Annotated in this window: 17 protein-coding genes and 1 other annotated feature; of the genes, 5 read left to right on the forward strand and 12 right to left on the reverse strand. The window is 40.9% G+C overall.

All coding sequences use genetic code 11. The annotated features are described in order from the left end of the window. Positions 1 to 4: 4 nt before the first annotated feature. The 4 genes from SALPA_RS06840 (at position 5) to SALPA_RS06855 (ending at position 4,177) form a co-directional block, all read left to right on the forward strand. Complete coding sequence (locus SALPA_RS06840; RefSeq protein ID WP_145091419.1) at positions 5 to 1,663, forward strand: PAS domain-containing protein; 1,659 nt, start codon at positions 5 to 7, stop codon at positions 1,661 to 1,663. A 236-nt stretch (positions 1,664 to 1,899) separates the two neighbouring features. Beyond that, on the forward strand, positions 1,900 to 2,610 hold the full coding sequence (locus SALPA_RS06845; protein ID WP_222427892.1) for an HD-GYP domain-containing protein: 711 nt from the start codon (positions 1,900 to 1,902) through the stop codon (positions 2,608 to 2,610). Positions 2,611 to 2,612: 2 nt separating this feature from the next. Further along, complete coding sequence (locus SALPA_RS06850) at positions 2,613 to 3,662, forward strand: PocR ligand-binding domain-containing protein (protein ID WP_145091425.1); 1,050 nt, start codon at positions 2,613 to 2,615, stop codon at positions 3,660 to 3,662. A gap of 26 nt (positions 3,663 to 3,688) precedes the next feature. Continuing rightward, positions 3,689 to 4,177: a chemotaxis protein CheW gene (locus SALPA_RS06855; protein ID WP_145091428.1), complete on the forward strand. Its 489-nt coding sequence runs from the start codon at positions 3,689 to 3,691 to the stop codon at positions 4,175 to 4,177. Between the two features lie 35 nt (positions 4,178 to 4,212). Here the strand turns inward: SALPA_RS06855 and ilvA are convergent, their stop codons facing one another. From ilvA to SALPA_RS06890, 7 genes are all read right to left on the reverse strand, one after another. After that, positions 4,213 to 5,202: a threonine ammonia-lyase gene (gene ilvA / locus SALPA_RS06860; RefSeq protein WP_145091431.1), complete on the reverse strand. Its 990-nt coding sequence runs from the start codon at positions 5,200 to 5,202 to the stop codon at positions 4,213 to 4,215. 46 nt (positions 5,203 to 5,248) lie between these two features. Then, positions 5,249 to 5,519, reverse strand: a binding site (T-box leader). A gap of 61 nt (positions 5,520 to 5,580) precedes the next feature. Next, positions 5,581 to 6,027, reverse strand: a complete 447-nt coding sequence (locus SALPA_RS06865; RefSeq protein ID WP_145091434.1) for an OmpH family outer membrane protein — start codon at positions 6,025 to 6,027, stop codon at positions 5,581 to 5,583. Between the two features lie 44 nt (positions 6,028 to 6,071). Next, the gene (locus SALPA_RS06870) at positions 6,072 to 6,335 is read right to left on the reverse strand and encodes a hypothetical protein (RefSeq protein WP_145091437.1); all 264 of its coding nucleotides are present in this window, start codon (positions 6,333 to 6,335) and stop codon (positions 6,072 to 6,074) included. 208 nt (positions 6,336 to 6,543) lie between these two features. Beyond that, complete coding sequence (locus SALPA_RS06875) at positions 6,544 to 6,945, reverse strand: thioesterase family protein (RefSeq protein ID WP_145091439.1); 402 nt, start codon at positions 6,943 to 6,945, stop codon at positions 6,544 to 6,546. A gap of 121 nt (positions 6,946 to 7,066) precedes the next feature. Further along, positions 7,067 to 7,372 carry a hypothetical protein gene (locus tag SALPA_RS06880; RefSeq protein ID WP_145091442.1) on the reverse strand — a complete coding sequence of 102 codons (306 nt, stop codon included), beginning with the start codon at positions 7,370 to 7,372 and terminating at the stop codon, positions 7,067 to 7,069. Positions 7,373 to 7,504: 132 nt separating this feature from the next. Continuing rightward, complete coding sequence (locus tag SALPA_RS06885; RefSeq protein ID WP_145091445.1) at positions 7,505 to 8,824, reverse strand: MFS transporter; 1,320 nt, start codon at positions 8,822 to 8,824, stop codon at positions 7,505 to 7,507. Positions 8,825 to 9,098: 274 nt separating this feature from the next. Then, a complete protein-coding gene (locus SALPA_RS06890; RefSeq protein WP_145091448.1) occupies positions 9,099 to 9,911 on the reverse strand; it encodes an enoyl-CoA hydratase/isomerase family protein in 813 nt (270 codons plus the stop codon). 82 nt (positions 9,912 to 9,993) lie between these two features. Between SALPA_RS06890 and SALPA_RS06895 the strand changes: the two genes are divergently transcribed. Beyond that, complete coding sequence (locus SALPA_RS06895) at positions 9,994 to 10,944, forward strand: LysR family transcriptional regulator (RefSeq protein ID WP_145091451.1); 951 nt, start codon at positions 9,994 to 9,996, stop codon at positions 10,942 to 10,944. Between the two features lie 28 nt (positions 10,945 to 10,972). Here the strand turns inward: SALPA_RS06895 and SALPA_RS06900 are convergent, their stop codons facing one another. Genes SALPA_RS06900 through SALPA_RS06920 form a run of 5 tightly spaced genes read right to left on the reverse strand, consistent with a single transcriptional unit; the run spans position 10,973 to position 16,253 of the window. After that, complete coding sequence (locus tag SALPA_RS06900; RefSeq protein WP_145101792.1) at positions 10,973 to 12,148, reverse strand: thiolase family protein; 1,176 nt, start codon at positions 12,146 to 12,148, stop codon at positions 10,973 to 10,975. A gap of 16 nt (positions 12,149 to 12,164) precedes the next feature. Then, positions 12,165 to 13,109 (reverse strand): methylmalonyl Co-A mutase-associated GTPase MeaB, encoded by a 945-nt coding sequence (gene meaB, locus SALPA_RS06905; protein WP_186450952.1) that lies wholly within the window; start codon positions 13,107 to 13,109, stop codon positions 12,165 to 12,167. Positions 13,110 to 13,137: 28 nt separating this feature from the next. After that, positions 13,138 to 13,539 carry a cobalamin B12-binding domain-containing protein gene (locus SALPA_RS06910; protein WP_145091457.1) on the reverse strand — a complete coding sequence of 134 codons (402 nt, stop codon included), beginning with the start codon at positions 13,537 to 13,539 and terminating at the stop codon, positions 13,138 to 13,140. A 6-nt stretch (positions 13,540 to 13,545) separates the two neighbouring features. Continuing rightward, positions 13,546 to 15,246, reverse strand: coding sequence for an acyl-CoA mutase large subunit family protein (locus SALPA_RS06915; RefSeq protein WP_145091460.1), 1,701 nt, complete (start codon positions 15,244 to 15,246; stop codon positions 13,546 to 13,548). Further along, positions 15,234 to 16,253 (reverse strand): electron transfer flavoprotein subunit alpha/FixB family protein, encoded by a 1,020-nt coding sequence (locus SALPA_RS06920; protein ID WP_145091463.1) that lies wholly within the window; start codon positions 16,251 to 16,253, stop codon positions 15,234 to 15,236. The genes SALPA_RS06915 and SALPA_RS06920 overlap by 13 nt, the downstream gene beginning before the upstream one ends. Positions 16,254 to 16,266 lie beyond the last annotated feature (13 nt).

Consider the following 16,266-nt stretch of genomic DNA (forward strand, 5'->3'; position numbering starts at 1 on the left):
AATTATGAAAGATTGTTTTTTTGAAGTAAATGATAATAAAGTTAGTCTTAACAACAAAAAAACCGTATACGAGATAAACCCCGGCCCCATCTTAGTAAGCCGGTTGGATCGTGAGGGCAAACTGGTACAGGTGAACCATAATGACCCAAGCACCGGTATGGCAACGCAAAATATCCTCGGTAAGAACCTTACTTACTTTCGCCTTGAATTGCAGAATTATAAAAAATGTAAATACCATTTAAAACAAGCTTTTGCCAATGCCCAAAAGGAAGTATTTCAGCTAAATGTAGGAATACGACAATACCACATTTCCTTGCTTCCTGAGGAGAAAAGCAGCAACAAGGAAATAGAATTCGTACTTGCCATAGTGTATGATATGACCAAAGAACAAAAAGCACTCGATCAATTAGTATTCCATAAAGACAAATTAAGTGCAAGCCAGCATAGTTTAGAGATGGCGCAAAAAATTGCTAAACTGGGTTATTTTGAATGGGATAGCAGCAAGGGTATCCTGTACTGCTCAGATCAACAATATAAAAACTTTGGTTATACACCGCAAAAAACTGCACCAACTGTAGACCTTTTTGCCAGACGGATTCATCCTGATGATAGAGCGATCGTAAAATCAACGATAAGTGAAATTCGTAACGCAGAGTATTCAGAATTAGAATTCAGAGTTTTAAAGAGTGATCATTCTGTTGGCTGGGTCTATGCCCGGCTTAACGCAATTACAAATCAACAGGGGCGCTTAACCAAAGTATGGGGAGTAACCCAGGATATTACGGAAAAAAAACAGGCAGAAAACCGCATCACCAAGGCAGAAAAGGACTTGATTTTCATTAATCACGTGAACACGCGCAGTAATTATCTAAATCGCTTACTGGTAAATGATTATCCATTGGAATATACAAGCAAAGCTCTCAGTGAGTTTGGCCTCGAAAGCCACGTGGTGTATTGTTGCTTTGTGATTCAATTGGCTGACACTATGGAAAACGCAGCTATGGCAGTCCCTTGTGAAGATGATACCGCAGAGAAAAAACATCAGCTTCTCATCTGGCTTGCCGACAAAGGGCATGATAAACTATGGAACTTAAACAATAAGATAATTCTCTTAGTATCGTTAGCAGACGAAGCGATTAGCACCAAGCAATATCAACTGGATTTCTCTCAACAACTGACTCACGAACTAAAAAAACGATTTCCTGCTCTCCGTATAATAATTGGCATATCAGGCTCATCCAGCATCCCCTTCAATATTAAGGATGTATATGAAAAGGCTAACCGCGCGGCTATTGTTGCAAGCGCAGATTGTCGCCCGCAAATAGTTCACTTTGACGATATTGGACTTTACGAAATCGCTTTTCAACTTATAAAAGATAAAAATATTGCTACCTTAGCCGCCAACACGATAGGACGGCTTGTGGAATATGACCAGATTCGCGAAGGTAATTTATTGTTAACATTAAAATACATTTTGGAAGGCGATAGCTTGAAAGTAGTCGCCAAAAAGCTCTATATTCATCCCAATACCGCAATATGGCGAAAACATCGTATAGAAGAATTGCTGCAAATGTCATTAGATAAAATGGAAACCAAGGTAACACTTATGTTGCATTTAAAAATTTGGGAACTACAGTATAAAACAGCTTTAGAAAAGAAATAGTCGTCATTGCTCATTACACAATGACTATACTTTCGGATGCTGTAAAAATAGGAGCAGCTATTGTTAAAATGATACAATAGCTGCTCCTATTGTCTAGTCACTGGACCAATAGTATATTGATGCTGTTTGCCTTACAATTATAAATCAAGTAGAACCTTGACGCATTTAATCATAGTAGGGATTTTGGGGAGAGTGATGATCCACGATTGTTTGGCATCAAATCGCAGAAACTGCAAATGTTTCCAAAGTATGACAAAACGCTGGACATAATATCATCAACCTTTAAAAAAGTCCGGAAATTTGATGAAGTTCCGATCGCCGAATGCAAAGAATTAGCTGAGAATTACATTGAACTTATGATTGATATCGAGGGTGTTCTTGATAACCTTTACCGGCTTCAGACACACCATGAGCATACCTTTACACACTCTCTTCATGTAGCCATACTTACCGGACTCCTGGGAAAATGGACAGGCTTTACGGGCACAATGCTAAAAAACTTTATCTTATCCGGGCTATTGCATGATATCGGGAAAGTGCTTGTTCCCCGGGAAATACTTGATAAACCAGGACCACTCACTACGGAAGAAACCGATATTATCAAGCTGCATTCAGAACAAGGCTATCATTTGTTAAGCACTTGTTACGATGTTTCTGAAGAAGTGAAATTAGGGGTACTGCAACACCATGAAAGAGAAGATGGCAGCGGCTATCCATTTGGTTTAAAAGAAAAGGATTTGAACATTTGCGCTAAGTTTGTAGCCATTGCCGATACCTATGACGCAATGACTTCAGACCGGGCGTATCGAAAAAAAATACCGCCATTTATTGCTATCAATTTAATGCTTAATCAAATGTACGGCAAACTTGACTCCGTCATTTGCTCAACGCTTTCAGCCAAACTGCAAAATTATTCGATCAATAAAATAAAACAGCAGGAGGAATAATTATGAGTCAGCAAAACAGAGCCACTAGTTACGAAGTGAATCTGGCCACGCTAAAGCTAACCGATGTAATCGATATCGAGTTTCTGCAAAAATTTCAGGATGATTTTGCCAAAGGCGTTGGTGTTGCCAGTGTCACAGTTGACCAGGACGGCAACCCGGTGACAAATCCCAGTATGTATACCAGATTCTGTATAGACTATACCCATTCGACAGAATGTGGCGACAAACGCTGTGCGGAATCACATCGCAAAGGCGGCGAAGAAGCCGTACGCACTGGTAAGCCTGTTGTGTTCGAATGCCACGCAGGGTTGATTGACTTTGCTGCGCCGATAATGATCGAAGGAAAATTGCTGGGAACAATCTTAGGCGGTCAGGTTCTCACGTCAAACCCTGACGAACAAAAATACAGAAGAATCGCTGGCGAAATTGGTGTTGATGCCAACGGTTATGTCGAAGCTGCCAAGGAAATACGCATCCTGTCAAGAGAAAACATCGAATCAGCTGCCAATGTACTGTTTGCGGTTGCTAACAATATGTCCAAGAATGCTTTTCAGCATCGAAAACTAAAAGCGGTAGCCATGGTATTAGATGACAGCCTGCATCAAATTTCGGCTACTATGGAGGAATTAGCTGCTTCTGCCGGTACGGTAAGTGATAATCAGGCTAATTTAAATTCCGAAATTGGCAATGTACACTCTGTTACCGGTGAAATCAATAATGTTATGGATCTCATCAAAGAAATCGCCGACGAAACCCGCCTGTTAGGTTTAAATGCAGCTATTGAGGCCGCCAGAGCAGGCGAGGCCGGTCTTGGCTTTAGCGTTGTAGCGCAAGAGATTAGAAAGCTATCAGCCGACTCCAAAGCAACGGTTGGTAAAATCAAAGAATTTACAACCCTAATAAGAAATTCGGTTGACCGCACCGTTGCTATGGGCAGCGACACCACATTAACTGTTGAACAACAAGCAGCAGCTATTCAAGAAGTAACTGCCAGCGTAGAAGAAATTACTAGCATAACTGAGCAATTAACCGCTTTGGCTAATGAAACCTGATCAAGTAAGAAAGGAGAAATAAGCTTATGGCAAGCATCCAGCTAGTCATTTTTGAAATTGATGGCAGTGAATACGGCATTGACGCCTTAACTGTTAATGGCATCTTACGCGCCCAAAAATATAAAATACAAAAAATTCCTGGACTTCCCCGCGAAATCGAGGGCATGATCAATCTCCGCGGACAAGTAAACTACATCTTCAACTTACGAAATAAATTCGGGTTGACAGAAATGACCGACGCCGAAGACAGCAAATTTATCATGTTGCATAGTAATGACCAGGTCGTCGGTTGTATTGTCGACGAAGTAACAGATATTGTACATTTTAACGAAGAGGATTTACAAGCAGCACCCACTCTGTCGAACAGCCTAAGTGTAAGCTATGTAAAAGGAATCGGCAAAGTGGATGAACGCATGATTATTATTCTCGATCCTGTACAACTGCTAACCACAGCAGACTCTTCAGGGTTGGAAACTCCGCTAGTAAAGCTTTCTGATTTAGCCCTTCCTTCTTAAATGGCTGCCATTAGATAACTAAAGTCATTGGCCTGTTACCAACAGGCTACCTGATGATATTTATCCTCGATGAGCATAGATAAAAGCATAGGGTCAATATTACCACCACTGACGGCTACCGCTACTTTTTGCATCGGCAGCTGAATTTTATCAGCTAACAGGGCCGCAATTCCGACTACCCCAGCCCCCTCAGTCATTATTTTGCCACGTTCCAGCATGAACAAAATTCCAGCAATAATCTCTTCCTCAGTAACTAAGATAATTTCATCAACATACTTTTGTGTATAGTCAAAAGTAATATCGCCTGGCTGTTTTACAGCAATGCCGTCGGCAATGGTACTGACAGAGTTCAGACAGGAGCGCGCTCCGCAGGCTAATGATTGGGCCATAGAGGGTGCACCTGCCGCTTGCACACCAATTACCTTGATTTTAGGATTATGCTCTTTGGCTGCTACAGCCAGACCGGCAATCAAACCGCCGCCACCAATAGGTGCAATGATAGCATCCACATCAAACATCTGGGACATGATTTCCAGCGCAATTGTTCCCTGACCGGCAATAATAGCTGGATCATCAAAGGCATGGATAAATGTTCTGTTTTGCTCGGCCTGCAAAATTCGAGCATGCTGGTAGGCCTCATCATAGTTTTGACCATGTAACACTACATTGGCCCCATAAGCCTTGGTAGCCCGCACCTTGGCTATAGGTGCTTTTTCCGGCATAACGACAATCGCAGAGACATTGCAAGCCTTGGCTGCCCAGGCTACGCCCTGAGCATGGTTGCCTGCTGAAGCCGTTATTACCCCACAAGCCATCTCTTCCGGACGCAAACTGAATATCTTATTGACAGCACCCCGGATTTTGAAGGAACCCGTTTTTTGCATATTTTCCAATTTTAAGTGAACCTGGCAATTGGCTATTTCACTTAAAGTACGGGAATGCTGCAGTGGAGTCTGATGAACAAAAGGGGTAATTCGCTGCCAGGCCTCTTTAATTTTAACTAAGTTAAGCTCATGAACATCCATATCAAATTACCTCCTCAAAAAATTAAAAAACCTCCGTCCCCTTACATAAAGGGACGGAGGTTAATCCGCGATACCACCCTAATTATTACAGTCCTTATAGCAAGACTGCAATCTCTCATTAAAGTACGGAGCAAAGCTCGATACCCCAGCGCAATAACGGGCACTGTTACCCTTAACGGGTCCCGGCAAGGCTTACTAATGTTCAGCCTGCAACTCACAGATGATTTTCAGTCATATCAGATAGTTACTGGCTCACACCAAACCCAGCTCGCTGAAAGTATCCTTACTATGCCTACTCTTCTGATCATCGTATTTCATTCAATATTATTGCTTATTACTATATCAAAAAACTTGCCTGCTGTCAAGAGGCCGTGCAGCTTACTTACTGGTAAGCTTCTTTAGAACATCTGCCGTGATGTCAACCCCGCCATCAATAACAATGTTTTTTCCCAGCACCACCGACAAGCCCTTATTGGCTCTCACTTCCTTGATCGCATTGGCAATTTTTTCAGAAATGGATTTGAGAAGTTCCTGACGTTTCTGCGTTAGCTGCTGATCTAGCTGCAAAGCAAGATCCCGTTTTTCCTGGTCGCCCAACCCGGCTGACTTGGTCTCAAAGTCCTTTTTCGCCTGCTCCTGCATTGCCTTAAGCTCTTCATTGGCCTTGGGTGTGTCCGGATGGTTGTCAATCAGATAGGAGAAGTCAACGACCCCCACGGAAGAAGCGGGCGCAGGTGCAGCTTGCACCAAATTTACGCCAAATGCGATTGTAAACAGGCATGTAATCAGCAAAGCAATGCCAAACTTTTTCTTTTGTACAAACATAGGTATTACCCTTCTTTCCTGTCATTTTGTCGGTTGTCATGGAGCTACTGCTCTTGTTCGGACTGAAAAACTTTCTCCTGGCTTTTTTTCAGCACCCCAGCTTCGATGAGCTGGTTAACGATGTTTTCCTGGGTAGCCAAAGCCTGCACAAAACCTTCCAGCGGCATGATAATCCGCTTACTTACATCAACTACCGGCTGACCGTTATCACTCTTGAGATGGGGTTGCAAGGTCATCAGATCAATACGCACTAAGTTTCCGGTAACATGAACGGCGCTAATACCGTCGGCGAAGATTTCCTGGTTCACGAGCTGCCTCCTTCCTATTTACTATCTTAATTGACTTCTTGGCCTTTCAGCAAAATTCCTGCTATTTCCCCAAAATTTGTAAGGGAAATTAATTTGATGTTGTACCTGGTAATCAAGGATTAACGTTGAGATCTATATTAACTATTCACTAACCGGTTTAACTACATGGTGGATGTAAGGAACAATTAAATATTGCCAACAATTCCATTCACCGGCAAGACTTATACAGTTTTTCAAAATACTTATCTGGCAAACGAATTATTTTACCTTGTCTGGTTGTAAACGCATTCTGAGTACGCCCGGTGGCCAGTAAAGCTTCATCATATTCTCTAAACACCTGGTGAGTAAAAACCATTTTCACTTTTGATACTTCGACTAATTCGGCCTCAATAAGAATATAGTCGTCAAATTTGGCTGATGCCCGGTATTTACACTCCACATCGGTAACCGGCAAAACAATATCCTCTGCCATCAGGTCATTGAGCAAAATACCGACCTGTCGCAAATACTCGATCCGGGCCATTTCGAACCACCGTAAATAATTAGTGTGGTGCACCACACCCATCAAATCAGTCTCAACAAATCTTACTTTTTCCCGAACTGAAATCATAACTGTTTACCCTACTCTCTTAATACACTCTCTTTTTATTACTATTCTTGACATCTCGCCAAAATTCACTTTTACAAATCCCAATCTGTTATCCGGATAGACCTATCTTAGCGAACATGTCCTACTCTGCGGAAATCATTTTATAACCAGGCCCAAGCACTAGCCAACCCACTGCGCCTATCACGATAATACTACCAAGCACACCGTTAATAATTTCTAGATTTACCAACATAACCGAACCCTTGATCACAGTGAGAAAAATTAAACTCCATTTCAAGTTCACACTATGAAAACGACGTAATATAAAATAAGCAACGAAAAGCACTGCTAAATCGATTCCCACTCCAGTTAGAGTGCCTTTAAAGAAATATTTAAGAACTGAACCACACACCATAGCTACAAAAATCGCCTTCCATACAACACTCATCGTTTTCTTACTCCCATCAATATAATTTACTGGATTCAATTTATAACAATCTAATCAAACGGCTAACAAGCGATAAGAAACCACGCCCTATTCAAGGCGCGGATTTCCTATTTAGTGCAATTTTACATTTCGTTAGTTAGACATTCCCGTTTCCAATTGTATTGATTCCCGTTTTTTCCCAACGAATAGCATCGCAATGATTCCTACCGTGATTACACAACCTGCAGCATAGAAAATGGAAGGATATCCATAATTGTAAACGAGGTAGCCGCTTAATGTTGGACCAACCACTGCTGAAGTGTTAGCTATGCCGTGGGTTATCCCGCCAAAAGTTCCTGCCTTATCAGGCTCGATATCAACAGGTGCTGACCAGTGTACTGAGTTGGGCAAATAGTTTAAGGCATTGCCGACAAACAGCATGAATAGAATTGATTGATAACTTTCAAGATATGGTATCACAAAGAAGCTTATCGCGGTAAAAACATAACAAGCGGCCGCAAATCCCCCACGGGCAATTCGTAAACTGCCTGTCTTCACTTTCAATTTATCCGAAATTTTACCGCCTAGTAGAACCGTAATTGTAGCTCCAATCCAGGGGACGGCTCCCAAATACCACAGAGAAGAATATTGAAGATGGAATACATCTTGAAGATATTTTGGCGTCCACGTCAATAAAACAAAGTTGATGTACATGAAACACCAATAACCGATTGCATTTAACACCAGGGTTCTGTTCTGAAAAAACTCATACCATGGCACCTTATTGTGCATCGACTGATCCAAAGTCTTTTCATTTGTCAACATATCTTTTGTCGTACGAATTTCCGCCAATTCTTCGGAACTAACCCATTTATTATTTTCCGGCATATTGGTAAATATTTTTCGCCAAATAAGGATCCAGATAAAACCTACCACACCCAAAAACAGGAAAGAACCTTTAACGCCCAGGAGCACCAACAGTCCTACAGAAACGGGAGCACCAAGCATAGCTCCTCCAGGTACGCCGACGAGCGCCATCGCCGCTGTGAAGCCCCTATCTTTAGGAGCACTCCAGTTTTGTAATGACCGACTGGAAATTGCAGCAGTTGGTCCTTCCGCCAACCCGAAAACTATACGGAATACTGCCAATCCCAGGAGTGCCGAACCACCGAAAGCAGCAATGCCAATATCACCAGCATACGGAGTAAATATCTCTACCAGCGACCATACTGACGCTACTAATAACCAAACAAATTTAGCTCCCTTTTTATCAGCCAGCGTTCCCCCCAGGGCAGCACCAGCAGCGTATCCGTAACCAAAGAAGCCCAGTACTTCTCCCCAAGTTTTTGCGTTTAAACCATATTCAGTAATGAAATACTGCGATGCATATGTGATTGAAGTCCGGTCAAAATAATTTACCATGTTTATCAAGATAACCATTCCAATTATATACCAACGAAAACCTTTATTCATTTCTTCGCCTCCAACTGAAAATATTTAAATAACCTAACTAAATTTGCTCTACAATTTTTCCCATTATGAATATTGTGAAAATTAGGGGCCTACTAACACCTCCATCATTCAAATACTGTAATCTCGGCTACAGTATTTGAATTCCCTTAAAGTCAGCTATGAATAGCTTTTGTTCCAAATTGCTTAGGTTACCACCTCCCATATCTCTAAGGATTTCTGCCAGAGTGCAACCTGCTGCTAAAGGAAAGGAACAGTGGCTAACAGGATTCGTCAATCACCGCTTGTAAACGAAAACCTGATCATAATTTACTATAGGTGTTCTTTTTTCGAAAAAAGCTTCTAGCCCTTCTTGAAAATTCGAGTCTGGATTAACTTGCATTAACATATCTCCTTCTAACGCAATACCTTTTTCCAAAGTATCTTCCAAACCATGATTCACAGCAATTTTAATTGCGGTTATGGCCTGTGGAGGATAAAATGCTATTCTTTCTGCCTGTTCCATTACTTTTGGCATTAATGCGCTACTTTTAACGACTTCTCCAATTAATCCCATGGAATATGCCTCTACAGCACCAATTCGCTCATTGCCTAACAATATTCTTTGTGCCCTTTGTTTTCCGATAGCCCTTGGAAGCAGTTGTGTGCACCCCCAGCCTGGAACGCCACCCATGCTTGATGTTGGAATAGCAAAAACTGCGTTTTCCGAAGCCAAAGAAAAATCACATGCTGTAATAACACTTAATGCTGCTCCAAAAGCAAATCCATTGACTGCTGCGATATAAGGCATTCTGGAATTAATAATGCTCAGCACCATTTTTCCACCCAAGTCGTTGAATTTTTTCAAATTCCAAGGTTCTTCTTTCGAATATTGCAATTCAGCCCTCATATCGCCACCGGAAGAAAAAGCATTATCACTTTCACCAGTAATAATGGTACATCTAATTTGAGGCATGTCCTCCAGGCGTTGAATTACACCCGCCATTTCCTCTATAGTTTCCATACGAAACGCATTCCGTTTTTCAGGTCGATTTATGGATAGTATTGCTATACTCTTGTCCGCTAGCAACGCTACCTTAATATCATTCATATTTTTTACACTCTTCCACTTTCTTTATTTTTTTGTGTTATAATCATAATAATCTTTATATTAATAAAATTGAGGTAATAAAATGACAAATAAAGATTATAAAATGAATAATGTAAACTGGAATCAGTTTGAATATTTTATAACGCTAGCAGAAATTCAAAACTACACAAAAGCCGCAGATATTCTTTGTATTACGCAACCAGCATTAAGTAAGGCAATCAGCAATCTTGAAAAAGCACTTGGGGTCACCTTTTTTTCCAAAAAGGGGCGAGGTGTTGAATTAAATTACTATGGGAGAATCTTCCTTGATCATTTGTACACTGCCAGAAAAGAAATTTTCCTTGGTCAACTCAAAATACAATCTTTGGTATCTCCAACCACCGGACACATTCGTCTAGCTTCGCTTTATACTATAGGTGTAAATCTTATGCCGCACTTAATCAAAGACTTTAGCCTTGAATGTCCTGAAGTAACATTTGCTTTTCATCAGCAACCAACCCAAATCATGCTGCGAATGTTACGCAATAACGAAATCGATTTATGCTTTTGTACAGATTACACCGAGGATGAGGAAGAAACAGAATTTATGAAAGCTATTATTTCTATTGAAGATTTATTTGTTCTTGTTCCTATTGATCACCCTTTGGCTCGAAAAGGTAAGGTTGATTTGATTGAACTAAAAGATGAAAAGTTCATATTCTACAGTTATGATACACTTTTCAAAAAACCAGCTATGAAATTGATGGAAAAGGCTGGTTTTGTGCCTAAAATTATTTACGAAGCTAATGAAGACGCGACCGTAGCCAGCTTTGTAGCCAACGGACTTGGCATCGCTTTAATTCCACCAATTGCCAGCATTGATCGTACTAAATGTGCCGTATTAAAGATTGGCAATCCCATCGCGCAGCGTACGCTTTGCATGGCGTGGCGTAAGGACAGCTACACGATTCCCATCGTTAATAAGTTTCGTGATTTTGTGCTACGTTGGCTTACAGAACATCAACACATCACAAATCCTGATCGAAATATATAAACCAAAAGTGTCTAATCTCTTACATTTTTTACATTATTTCAATAACAGACGCAATTCCTGGTCCACCGCCTACACAAAGGGAAGCGACGCCATATTTTACATTTCTTCGTTTAGCCTCGTAAATTAAACTGACGATTATGCGAACACCAGTAGCGCCTACCGGATGTCCCAGAGCGATTCCGGAACCATTTGCATTTACTTTTTCCATATTCAACTTCAGTTCTTTATTACAAGCTAAAAATTGAGCGGCAAAGGCTTCGTTAATTTCAAAATATCCAATATCATTCATAGTAAGCTTTGCATACTCCAAAGCTTTAGGAATGGCAAATACAGGACCAATCCCCATGAATTGTGGTTCCACACCAACGGAAGCAATCCCCTTAATTTTTGCTATAGGCTTTACGTTATACTTCTTGACTGCTTCTTCACTCATTAATACCAGCGCAGCGGCACCATCATTAATACCGGAAGCATTTCCGGCGGTCACTGTTCCATCTTTTTTAAACACTGTCTTCAGCCTTGCCAAAGTTTCCATGGTAGTTTTCTTTGGATGTTCATCTTTATCAACCGAGGTAATAGTTCCTTTTCTATCTTTGATCTCTACAGGAACTATTTCTTCTTGAAATTTTCCTTCTTGCTGAGCCTTCAATGCTCTTTCATGACTTAATAATGCCAATTTGTCCTGCTCCTGACGTGATATATCATACTTTTCAGCTAAATTTTCTGCAGTAACGCCCATATGATAATTACAAATGGCACAGTTTAATCCATCTAATGTAATGCTGTCACTAAGAGTTGTATCGCCCATTCTTAAATTTCTTACATTATTTAAAACATACGCAGCATTGGACATACTTTCCATACCAATTGCAATACCTACATCTGTTTTGCCTAACATAATCTTCTCAGAGATGGCTTCCATAGCTCGCATACCCGAGCCACACTGTTGATCAATTGTACAAGCATACCCACTTGCCGGCAACTGGCATCTAATCTGAATCTGCCTGGCAGGGTTACCCTTCTGACCAGCCTTATATATCATACCGGCAACAACTTCTTGTATACAACATTTGTCAATACCCGCTCTTTTTATCACTTCTTCCGTTACTACACAACCTAAGTCTACTACGCTTTTTGAAGCTAGTTCCCCATTAAAATCGCCTATAGGCGTTCTTACAGCCGCTACTATATAAACGTCTTTCATTTCATCACTCCCAAGTCTAAAGTTTCTTAAATTCAATCTGGCTGATAATTCTCTTTGCTACGTCAAAGGGGGTCGATTCATTATCCGACACTCTTATAGCTTCTGATTCTACCGTTTCCCGGATAATACGTTCAAGATATTGTCTTACCTCTGACCCGATCTCAGATTTAATTCTGCGAATGGCTTTTACTTCTTTATTGGCTATCTGCTTTTCTGCCGCGTCATATATCGCTGCCACTAGTTCGTTAATACCTTTCCCTTCACTTGCAACAGCATTAATGATTGCAGGTCTTTTTTCTATTGGGAGTGCCGCAAAAGAGCCTGACAGCTGATTGGTAAATAGCTGCGCATCTGGCCTGTCCGATTTATTCACCACAAATACATCGCCGATTTCTTGAATTCCAGCCTTAGCCATCTGGATAGAATCGCCAAATCCCGGTACCAGTACCACAATTGTCACATCGACGAAATTGGTGATTTCTGTCTCATCCTGGCCTACACCCAAGCTTTCAACAATAATGACATCAAATTCATAGTTTTTAAAAAGATATAAAATGTTTTTTGTTCCTTCAGAAATACCGCCAATACATCCACGATTTCCTAAGCTTCGTATAAATACTTTTTGATCAATATTGTGAACACCCATTCGAACACGGTCACCTAAAACCGCACCTCCGGTATATGGAGAGTTGGGGTCGACAGCGATGACACCCACCGTCTTCCCCTCTTTACGGAATTCTGAAATCAACTTATCAATCATTGTTGATTTTCCTGCGCCCCCAGGACCTGTCACACCAATAATCAGACCTGCGGTCTTCCTATTGGCATAGGCATAGGCTTTATTTAAAAGCTCCTCCATGCCATCTAAGCGATCTTCTACAATAGATATTGCCTTTGCAAGGCTTCTTCTGTCTTTATTGTGTATTCTATCAACTAACTCATCTATATACCGATTGTTCATATCACCATATCCTTTGGTCAGCAACATATTATTTAAGTCTGTCTTTGACTAGCTCTTGTATGAATCCTACGGTTTCTTCTGGTGGATATCCGGTTCCAAAAGCACCCGCAACGCCCATTTCTTTTAGTTCAATACGATCCTGATCGGTAATAATACCACCACATACTACATAAATATCATCGCTGCCTTGCTTTTTTAAACCATCTACAATCTTTCGGCAAATAATGACAAGACTTCCTGTCAAATCAGAAACACAGACAACATCAACATTTTCCGTGATGGCCGCATTAACAACACCCTCTTCGGTTTGGAATCTACCAGTATAAATAGTCTCCATACCTGCATCTCTAAAAACTGTCAGCATGGTGAGGGCTCCACGCTCATGGATATCGCAGCCTACTTTTGCAACTAAAACTCTAATTTTTCGCATAGTATTTTATAAACACTCCTTCAATGCTTCTTGTACATAATCCGGTGTTGGAAGCATTTCCATCGGGTCATAACCAATACCATATCCAAGTCTCACAATACCGCACATTTCACCCATGGTCATACCTTCTTTAATTCCATCAATCATAGCTCTGGATATATTGCGACCTTCTTTTGTATCTAGATAAAGTCTTCTGAAGCACTCAAATAAAGCTCTCTTGTTGCGTGTTTCTCTGAATTCTTTGATCTCTTTTATCTTGTCGGCACGCATTTCTTCAGTAGGCACTTTGTATGCACAATTAGAAATCTCTTTATTGATCGGTCCTTCTTCACCTTTAAATGAGTTTACACCGATAATCAAACGTTTGCCTTCAGCCTTTTCTCGCTGAATCTTCAGTCTGTTTTCTTCCATTACTGCATTCAACCAGCCGGTATCAAGACACTCGTAGATGCCACCTCGTTCTTCGATATCTTTCAAGAACTCATTGCAGTCTTTTTCAAATTTATCAGTCATCCATTCAAGATAATACGAACCACCTAAGGGGTCTGCCACAAGCGCAATATTTGCTTCATGGGTAATGATATGCTGTGTATCCAGGTTATACATACGCGCTTCGTAAGATGGAAGCCCAACCGCTTCATCAATACTTGACGCATCGATAGAACCAACACCACCGAATACACAACTTAATATCTGGAACGCAACCCTAGATGCGTTGTTTAAAGGTTTTTGCCACTGTAAAGACAGACCAGAGGTACGAATACCGATTTTCATATGCATTGCTTTTTTAGTTTTTGCCCCAAATTTCTCTTTGGCAATTTTTGCCCACATTTTACGAATTGCGCGGAACTTTGCAATGTTCTCAAAGAAATCCGATTCAGCATCTAAAGAAACAACCATACTGCCATAGTCATCAATACTAATTCCTCTTTTTTGCAGGTCTTCAATTGTTGCAGAAGCAACAGCCAAAACGACACCGATTTCCTGTATCGCATTCATCCCAGCCTGGCATGGGTCAACACCATTTGGGGCTATCGCTTTCCATTTTGGTGTATTCTGATTACAGAACTCAATATGATCTAAACATACTCTTCTGTTGATTTCTGTCGGCCAATCCGGTGAGGCATATACTAACTTAGCGCGGATCGGGTCACAAATACCATTGCCTTTTAAAGTGGACGTATTGAGTCCTCTTTTTTCCATCATGGCAAAAAGCATACCATGGAAGAAAATTGAAGAAGAAACATTTTGATGGGCTAATTCATACGTAACACCTTCAAGAGGAATACCTTCCAACATCTTTTCATAGACATTAATGGCATAAGTGGACATACCGCCACACATCATACTATTCCATGAGCAGGGATGATCCGGGTCTATACCAGACTGGATCGGCAAGTCAGCAAGCAACCGCAAGTCATTCATGCCGTTTTTAATATAGGATTTGAATGCCTCGTTAGTTTCTTCCGGAGTTGAGTAACTCACAATAAATGACTTCAACCACAATCTTTCTCTATACATATTGGGATAGAGACCTCTTGTAAACGGGTACTGTCCGGGATCTGCAATCTCGGTTTCATACTCAATAGCAGCGACGTCTTCCGGGTTGTATACATTTTTCACCTTAATATGGCTTTGCGTGGCGTCTCTTACAAGGCCGCCTTCATCTCTGTTTAATTCAACATCTCCGCATTTCAAATCTGACATGCATTCACCCCCATTTGTTCTTTTCGCTTTTTCAATTTAGCTGTTAGTTTAGGAATAATTACATTTAAATCTCCAATTATCCCCATATCGGAAACGTCAAAGATCGGTGCTGTTGTATTCTTGTTAATCGAAATGATATATTCAGCACTTTCCATACCAGCAACGTGCTGAATGGCGCCGGAAATACCACAAGCAATATACAAATCAGGTCTAACTGTTTTACCAGTCTGGCCTACTTGTTTATCATGGCTAATCCAACCTTCATCTACCGGAGATCGGGATGCTGCAGTCTCTCCGCCGATAACTTCTGCCAGTTCATTCAAAATCTTGAAGTTTTCGGCATTACCAACCCCACGACCACCGGCTACCAGAATCTTCGCTTCGCAGATATCTATCTTTTTCTTTTCTTCTTTGACAACTTCTAAGATTTTCACATTCATATCTGCTTCACTTAAATCCATTTCAATTTCTGAGATTAATCCAACTCTTGCTGAGTCTCTGTCAATTGCCTGCATTACACCCGGCCGTACGGTTGCCATTTGTGGTCTATGTTTTTCACAGGCAATGGTAGCCATAATATTTCCACCAAAAGCAGGTCTGGTCATATAAAGATTTTGGGAAGTATCGTCAATTTCAAGTTTTGTGCAATCCGCTGTTAGTCCTGTATGGACTCGAGCTGACACTCTTGGGGCTAAATCCCTGCCAATGGCTGTTGCCCCATATAAAACAATCTCCGGCTTATCTTGCTTAACTACCTCACAAATTGCTTTGGTATACGGTTCTGTTGTATATTCTGCTAAAACAGGATGATCTAAATATCTGACACTATCCGCACCATATTCGATTAAAATTTGTGCTAAACTTTTACTATCTTTTCCTAACAAAATAGCGACAACTTTTTGATTTAGCACATTGGCAAGCTCTTTACCTTTGCCAATGAGCTCTAATGTTACCTTTTGAATACAGCCATCTCTTTGCTCTGCAAAAACGTATACATTTTGGCTCATAGTTTCATTTCAC

It is taken from the genome of Sporomusa sp. KB1 (genome assembly GCF_007830295.1).
In the GTDB taxonomy this organism is placed as follows: Bacteria; Bacillota; Negativicutes; order Sporomusales; family Sporomusaceae; genus Sporomusa.

Coding starts and splice junctions, on each gene's coding strand:
- SALPA_RS06840 (WP_145091419.1), top strand. CDS start 5: ATGAAAGATTGTTTTTTTGAAGTAAATGATAATAAAGTTAGTCTTAAC.
- SALPA_RS06845 (WP_222427892.1), top strand. CDS start 1,900: ATGTTTCCAAAGTATGACAAAACGCTGGACATAATATCATCAACCTTT.
- SALPA_RS06850 (WP_145091425.1), top strand. CDS start 2,613: ATGAGTCAGCAAAACAGAGCCACTAGTTACGAAGTGAATCTGGCCACG.
- SALPA_RS06855 (WP_145091428.1), top strand. CDS start 3,689: ATGGCAAGCATCCAGCTAGTCATTTTTGAAATTGATGGCAGTGAATAC.
- ilvA (WP_145091431.1), bottom strand. CDS start 5,202: ATGGATGTTCATGAGCTTAACTTAGTTAAAATTAAAGAGGCCTGGCAG.
- SALPA_RS06865 (WP_145091434.1), bottom strand. CDS start 6,027: ATGTTTGTACAAAAGAAAAAGTTTGGCATTGCTTTGCTGATTACATGC.
- SALPA_RS06875 (WP_145091439.1), bottom strand. CDS start 6,945: ATGATTTCAGTTCGGGAAAAAGTAAGATTTGTTGAGACTGATTTGATG.
- SALPA_RS06880 (WP_145091442.1), bottom strand. CDS start 7,372: ATGAGTGTTGTATGGAAGGCGATTTTTGTAGCTATGGTGTGTGGTTCA.
- SALPA_RS06885 (WP_145091445.1), bottom strand. CDS start 8,824: ATGAATAAAGGTTTTCGTTGGTATATAATTGGAATGGTTATCTTGATA.
- SALPA_RS06890 (WP_145091448.1), bottom strand. CDS start 9,911: ATGAATGATATTAAGGTAGCGTTGCTAGCGGACAAGAGTATAGCAATA.
- SALPA_RS06895 (WP_145091451.1), top strand. CDS start 9,994: ATGACAAATAAAGATTATAAAATGAATAATGTAAACTGGAATCAGTTT.
- SALPA_RS06900 (WP_145101792.1), bottom strand. CDS start 12,148: ATGAAAGACGTTTATATAGTAGCGGCTGTAAGAACGCCTATAGGCGAT.
- meaB (WP_186450952.1), bottom strand. CDS start 13,109: ATGAACAATCGGTATATAGATGAGTTAGTTGATAGAATACACAATAAA.
- SALPA_RS06910 (WP_145091457.1), bottom strand. CDS start 13,539: ATGCGAAAAATTAGAGTTTTAGTTGCAAAAGTAGGCTGCGATATCCAT.
- SALPA_RS06915 (WP_145091460.1), bottom strand. CDS start 15,246: ATGTCAGATTTGAAATGCGGAGATGTTGAATTAAACAGAGATGAAGGC.
- SALPA_RS06920 (WP_145091463.1), bottom strand. CDS start 16,253: ATGAGCCAAAATGTATACGTTTTTGCAGAGCAAAGAGATGGCTGTATT.